The following is a 6,033-nucleotide window of genomic DNA, read 5'->3' as shown; positions in this document are numbered from 1 at the left end:
CCCCAGGCCCCCGCCGCCTGACGTTCACCAGGCGGCAGAGGGGGCCACTGTGGGTCATGGTCCGCCTTGACTCAGGGTGTAATAGCGGTAAAGCCTGTGGATTGGGTAATTGCAGAAGACTACAGTTAGTGTGTATATTGACAGAAGAGCTGAATGCAGCGCACTTCGGGTTTCCCTCCGCGGTGTCACGGAAGGCAGGAGGCGAGCATGGCGGAAGGCAAGTTGAAGGCACTGGTGGTGGATGATGATCCGCTCGTGCTCGAGTTGGTGGAGCGCTCCATCAGCCGCTACGGCTTCGAAGTCACGACCACGCGCGCGGCGCTGGGCGTGGCGAACCTCATCCGCACGAACCAGCCGGACATCGTGCTGCTGGACGTGAACATCCCGGCGCTCAGCGGCGACCGCATCCTGTCGGTGGTGCGTCAGTTCGCGGGCCCGCAGACGCTGTTCATCCTCTACTCGTCCATGGATGAGTCGAAGCTGCGCGAGCTGATGCGGACCGCCGGCGCGGATGGCTACATCCCCAAGAGCGTCAGCGGCCCGGAGCTGGCCCTGAAGCTGTCGGGCATGCACCACAAGCACATGGCGTCCCGTCCCGTGGTCGCATCCCAGGGCTCCTCCGCCCAGGCGTCCGCGACGTCCGGGTAGCTGCCCGCTCCAAGCGCCTACGGCTTCCCGGGCGTGGCGTCCGGGGGCCCTGCCAGGGGCAGCTCGACGAAGAAGCGGGCGCCGTCGCCCACGGCGCTCCGCACGTGGATGCGGCCGCCGTGCGACTCGACGATGTGCCGGGCGATGTGGAGGCCCAGTCCCAGGCCGCTCACCTCGCTCGCGGTGACGAGCCGCTCGAAGCGCTCGAAGATGCGGTGTTGATCCCCCGGAGCGATGCCGGGCCCGCGGTCCTCCACCTCCAGCACGGCGTGGTCGTCCCGGGCCTGGAGGCTGACCGTGAGCGGCGTCCCGGGCGCGTACTTGAGGGCGTTGGTCAGCAGGTTCGCGAGCACCTGCTCCAGCCGGACCCGGTCCCATCTCCCCACGAGCCCCGGCGCGAGCCGCAGCGTGAGCGAGTGGCCCGCCTCGGTGAGCTGCTGCTCGAAGCGGTCCACCACGTCGCGCGTGACGTCGCCCAGGTCCACCCGCTCCAGGTGCAGCTGCATCCGGCCCGCGGCGATGCGCGAGATGTCCAGCATGTCATCCACCAGCCGGGCGAGCCGGTCGATGGAGCGCTCCGTCTGCTCCACCATCCGGGTGACGCGCTCGGGGGTGAAGGCCGCCGGGTCGTTGGCATGGATGCGCTTGCGCATGTGCTGCGACAGCAGCTTCATGGACGTGATGGGCGTGCGCAGCTCGTGCGAGGCGATGGACAGGAAGGTGTCACGCGACGTGACGGCCTCCTGCACCCGCTGGAAGAGCCGGGCGTTGTCCATGGCCACGGCGACCTGCGCCGCCAGCCCCGCCACCAGTCGCTCCTCGCGCGCGGTGAAGACGCCGGTCGTCGGGTGGCCGAAGAACAGCCCGCCAATCACCTCACCGGAGCGCGACGTCACGGGCACCGCGAGGTAGCTGCGCACCGGGAGGTGGCCTTCGGGCATCCCGTGGCGGGGCGTGTTGTGGCCGTAGCGCGGATCCTTCGTGATGTCGTCGCTGCGGATGATGCCCTCGCCCTTGAAGGTGGGCTCGAAGACGCGGGTCGAGCGCGGCATGGGGAACTTCGCGAAGGACTCCCGGGGCGCGCCGCTGAGCGTGTAGAGCATGTATGCGTTTCCGCGCTCATCCAGCACGTTGTAGAAGAACGCGCCGAACGCGGCCCGGGTGAGCTGGGTGGCGGCGTCCGTCACGCCCTGCACCAGCTTCTCCAGCTGCAGCTCCGCGCCCAGCGCCTGGCCCGTGCTGTTGATGAGCTCCAGGTTCTGCAGCGAGTCGTTCTTCTCGATGAGCGTCTGGCGCAGGGACTCCTCCAGTTGCCGCTCCGCCGTGATGTCCTGCGAGATGCCCTCGAAGTGCCGCGCGTGCCCCGCCGCGTCGTGGAAGACGGAGCCCGTGACGTGCAACCAGCGGAAGGGGGCCTCCGCGTTCGGGCGGATCCGGAAGCGCAGCTCGAAGGGCGCCTGCTCCTCCAGCGCGCGCCGTGCCGCGTCCCATACCCGCTCCAGGTCCTCCGGATGGATGCGCTCCTGGAGCTGGGCGGTGCTCACCGGGCCGTCCGCGGGCAGACCGCACTGCACGCGGCAGATGGCGTCGCAGACGATGGGGCCCAGGGACAGGTCGCGGGACCAGCGGCCAATCCCCGCCGCGGCGAGCACCTTCTCGGTGCGCTCAAGCTCCTCCAGCCGCCGAGGGGGCGGGTTCCAATCCCAGCGCACCACGGCCCAGGTGTCCGTGGCGTCCGCGTAGGTGTGGAGGGTGCGGAAGCCCAGCCGCTCATGCGCGCGCAGGGAGCGGCGGTTGTGCACGGAGACCTCCGTGACGACGCAGTCGAAGGTGCCCCGGAGCTGCTCGCGGTGCTGGTGGTAGAGCGCTTCGAACAGGCCCTGGCCCCGGTGGGCCTTGTCGATGCAGATCTGCCCCATCACGTAGAAGCGCTGGTCCCGCAAGGGGCGTCCCTGGTCCTCGAGCTGTTCGACGAGCGCGAACATCGGCTCCAGCACGGGGACGAGTTCCCGGCACTCGCGGGGCATCACCAGCGCGTACGCCACGAGCTCGGAGCCCTGGAGGGCGATGATGCTGGGGGCCACCGCGTGCATGCGCTCCAGCGTGGGCAGGTCATGCGCCACGGTCACGAAGCCCTGCGTGCGCCGCTCCTCCTCGGACAGGTGCTGCTTCAGGTTCCTGCGTTGCAGCGCCAGGACCTGTTCGAGCTCCGCGAGGGATTGGACGGCCCTGACGACGTAGGGACTGGGCATGGCGCGGGAGCATAGGGCTCCCGCGCCAGGAGCCCAGGGCTTAGGAGAGGAGTCCGGGGGGGTCCGTGGGGGGCTTGTCCGGCTGGTCGCTAGGGTCGCTTTGCGGCTTCTCGCGAGGATCCGGCGTGGCCACGGTGTTCGGCGCCAACCGGATGCCCGCGGGGCCCGGGGGCGGCTTGTCCGGCAGGTCGTTCAGCGGATTGTGCGGGAGCGGCAACTGCTCGGAAGGGACCTGGTGATTCATCATGTCCGTCTCCTTGAAGAGACCGCCGTGTTTCCGGCCCGTTGCCGCGGGCGGTCTCTCTTCTATAACGCACCAGGTCGTATCCTTTTAGATGACGCTTTATTAAGTGACTCCCTTTGAATGACTCCCTTTGAATGACTCCCTTTGAATGACTCTCTTTGAATGACTCTCTTTGGGGAGGGTGCTTCATTCGAACAGGAGGACGTCGCGCACCCACCTGTCGCCCGGGGAGGACTCCAGCCATTGCCGCCGCTCGTCGCGCAGGGCCACGGCGGGCGGGGCCCCGGCGCGGATCCGCTCCCGGACCGCGTTGAAGAAGCGGCCCGCCGAATCCGGGATATCCACCGTGGCGGCCAGCACCGCGCGCGCTCCCGCGTCGAGGAAGGCCGCCGGCAGGCTGGAGGACTCAATCGGGAAGGGCGCCGTGCGCGCGGCGCTGCAGGAGGCCAGGAACACCAGCGGCGCTCCGGAGAGCCTTCGCGCTCGCACCTGACTGGCGGTGAGCACGTACCGGCCATCCTTCTCCGGGGCCAATATGAGAAGTGAGGCGTCCGACAGCTCCGGGTTGAACTCCCCATGCGTGTGGATCTCCACCTCGGTGGCCGTGCCCATTGCGTCGAGCACGCGCGACGGCGTGGCCTGGGCGCCCTCCAGCCTCACGCGCCAGGGGTCCGCGCCCGCCGCGGAGGCCATGGGCGGGAGCCAGGGAAGCCCCAGGGCCCCAGGCGTGTCCACGCCCGAGACGACGAGGTGCGTGCCCTGCGGCGCCGTGGGGCCTGGCGGCGCCGCGCGCCCCACCCGGTAGCTCCAGGCCAGGTCCGGGGGCAGCAGCCTTGGCAGGCCATACACCGGGGGGGGCGCCAGCACCTCCACCTGGGCGCACCCCCGCAGCACCTCCACGAGCGGCACCGGCACCAGCCCGGAGGCGTCCTGTCCGAGCGGCGCCGTGCGCCCCTGGGCGAAGTCCCCGAGCACCGCGCCTGCGGGCCCTCGCACCACCGTGACCGTGCTCTCGTGCCGCACCGACACCGCGAGCACGCAGCGCTCGGGCACCTCGCCCCGCTTCAACCGCCGTCCCACCAGGGCCAGCACCTCGGTGAACGCGCCCGCGCGTCCCGCCTCGGAAGCGAGCTCGGCATGGGCATACGCCAGCGCGCGGCGGGCGTTCGCGTCGTCGGGCCACGCTTCCGCTTGGGTGATGGCGCTCCACAGCAGCTGGCGCCCGGCGACGGGGTCGTGCTCCAGCTTGAACTGGCCTTCGATGAAGTCCATCAGCGCGCGCTCGCCGGGTCGGGGCTCGCCCCGGCGAAGCTCGGAGAGGGCCCGGCGCATCTCGTCCGCGGCCCCGAGCATGGGACCGAAGCGGGCCATGTCCGACAGCACCAGGGTGCCGTGGATCCCCAGCGGGAGGCCGGACTCCATCGCCTGCTCCAGCTCATGGCGCGCCTCGTCCAGGCGAAAGCCCATCCACGCCAGGCTCGCCAGGTTCCGGTGCACGTAGCCGCGCTGGCGGAGGTCCTCGGGCATGCGCGTCAGGGACTCCCGCAGGTACGCGCTCGCGGTCGGCAGCCGGTGGTGCAGGCGCGCCACCTGCGCCAGCTCCTGGAGGAACTGCCGCTCCATCGCCCACTCCCCCTGGGCCTTCGCGAGCTGCCAGCCGCGCAGCGCGTGCACGGAGGCGTCCGCGGGCCGGTACAGCTCACCCAGGTACATGTCCGTCAGCCACTTCCGCAGGTCGGCGCAGCGGTAGTGCAGCCGCTGCTCCTGGCACGTGCGCAGGGCATGCAGCACCCGCGTCTCCGCCTTCCACCACTCTCCCGCCTGCACCTCCTGGTTCGCGCGCTCGCGCTCGGCGATGAGGTGGAACCAGGGGTCGCCCAGGCCGTCGGCGGCCCGGGCGTAGGCGGCGGAGTCCACGGGGCGCTCGGCGGCGCTCTCATACCCGAGCGCCCCCACGTACAGGTCGTCCTCGCCCGAGCGCTTCAGCTCCTCCAGGAAGCCCTCGCGGGAGGAGCGCTTGTCCCGGACGAGCAGCGCATAGTCCCGCGCCAGGGGCCCGCGCCGGCGGAAGTCCCGCGCCGCCACGCGCGCCACGTACTCGCGCAGCACGGTGCCGCCGTAGGCCCGGTCCAGTGCGTCCGCCAGCGGGAGCAGCCGCAGCGTCGCCTCGCGCGACGGCGCCGCCCGCACCGCGTCGTAGAAGGCCATCCGCACGATGCCCGGCAGCCTCGCGGCCTCCTCCAACGGCAGCCGCGCGCCGGAGTCCATCACCAGGTCCTTCGTGGCCGCGAAGGCCTGCTTCCAGGCGCGTCCCCGGGCCAGCGTCTCTTCGCGGAGCCTGTGCGCCTGGGTCCGGGCCTCCGTGCTCCAGCCCGGCTCGCCCTGGCTCGCCATCGCCTCGAAGGCGTCCGCCGCCAGCAGGGGCAGGTCCATGTCCCGCAGGACCAGCGCGCGGTTCCACAGGGCCTGGGGGTGGTCCGGCCGCTTTAGGAGCACGCCGTCCAGCAGGGCCAGGGCTTCATCGAGCGCCGTCTGCTCCGGGGGCCCCGCGCGGCCCAGCGCTGTCGCCACCGCGCGGTCGGAGTCCAGGTTGGGGGAGGAGGGGGCGCTGCGCAGGTAGGTCAGGGCCTGCCGTGGGTCGCCGGCGAGCAGGTACACGGTGGCGATGCCCTGCCAGTCGTGGCGGTCCGCCAGCGTGGCCAGCTCCCGCAGTGGCAGCGGCGCCGCCCCGGGGGCCTGCCTGCGCATGGGCACGTAGGCGCGATGGCCGTCCAGGGCCGCGTACGTCAGCCGGGCCTCCAGGGGGCGCGTGGGGCCCGGCGTGAGCCACGAGGCGGGCACCTCGCGGGTCGACTGCGTCGTCCACACGGCCAGCAAAGCCAGCAGCAG

4 protein-coding genes are annotated in these 6,033 nt (G+C 71.4%); 1 reads left to right on the top strand and 3 read right to left on the bottom strand.

Translation table 11 applies throughout. The annotated features are described in order from the left end of the window. The first annotated feature begins 207 nt into the window (after positions 1 to 207). Positions 208 to 648: a response regulator gene (locus D7V97_RS38655; RefSeq protein ID WP_120615598.1), complete on the top strand. Its 441-nt coding sequence runs from the start codon at positions 208 to 210 to the stop codon at positions 646 to 648. A 17-nt stretch (positions 649 to 665) separates the two neighbouring features. Here the strand turns inward: D7V97_RS38655 and D7V97_RS38650 are convergent, their stop codons facing one another. The 3 genes from D7V97_RS38650 to D7V97_RS38640 form a co-directional block, all read right to left on the bottom strand. Further along, the gene (locus tag D7V97_RS38650) at positions 666 to 2,900 is read right to left on the bottom strand and encodes a GNAT family N-acetyltransferase (RefSeq protein ID WP_233583509.1); all 2,235 of its coding nucleotides are present in this window, start codon (positions 2,898 to 2,900) and stop codon (positions 666 to 668) included. Between the two features lie 40 nt (positions 2,901 to 2,940). Then, positions 2,941 to 3,147, bottom strand: coding sequence for a hypothetical protein (locus tag D7V97_RS38645; protein WP_120615597.1), 207 nt, complete (start codon positions 3,145 to 3,147; stop codon positions 2,941 to 2,943). A gap of 183 nt (positions 3,148 to 3,330) precedes the next feature. Then, positions 3,331 to 6,033: CHAT domain-containing protein (locus tag D7V97_RS38640; RefSeq protein WP_120615596.1), on the bottom strand; the 2,703-nt coding region annotated here is incomplete at its 5' end.

The organism is Corallococcus sp. CA053C (genome assembly GCF_003611675.1).
Classification (GTDB): Bacteria; Myxococcota; Myxococcia; order Myxococcales; family Myxococcaceae; genus Corallococcus.
Note: the sequence above shows the minus strand (reverse complement) of the source record. Positions and strands in the feature narration are given on the sequence as shown.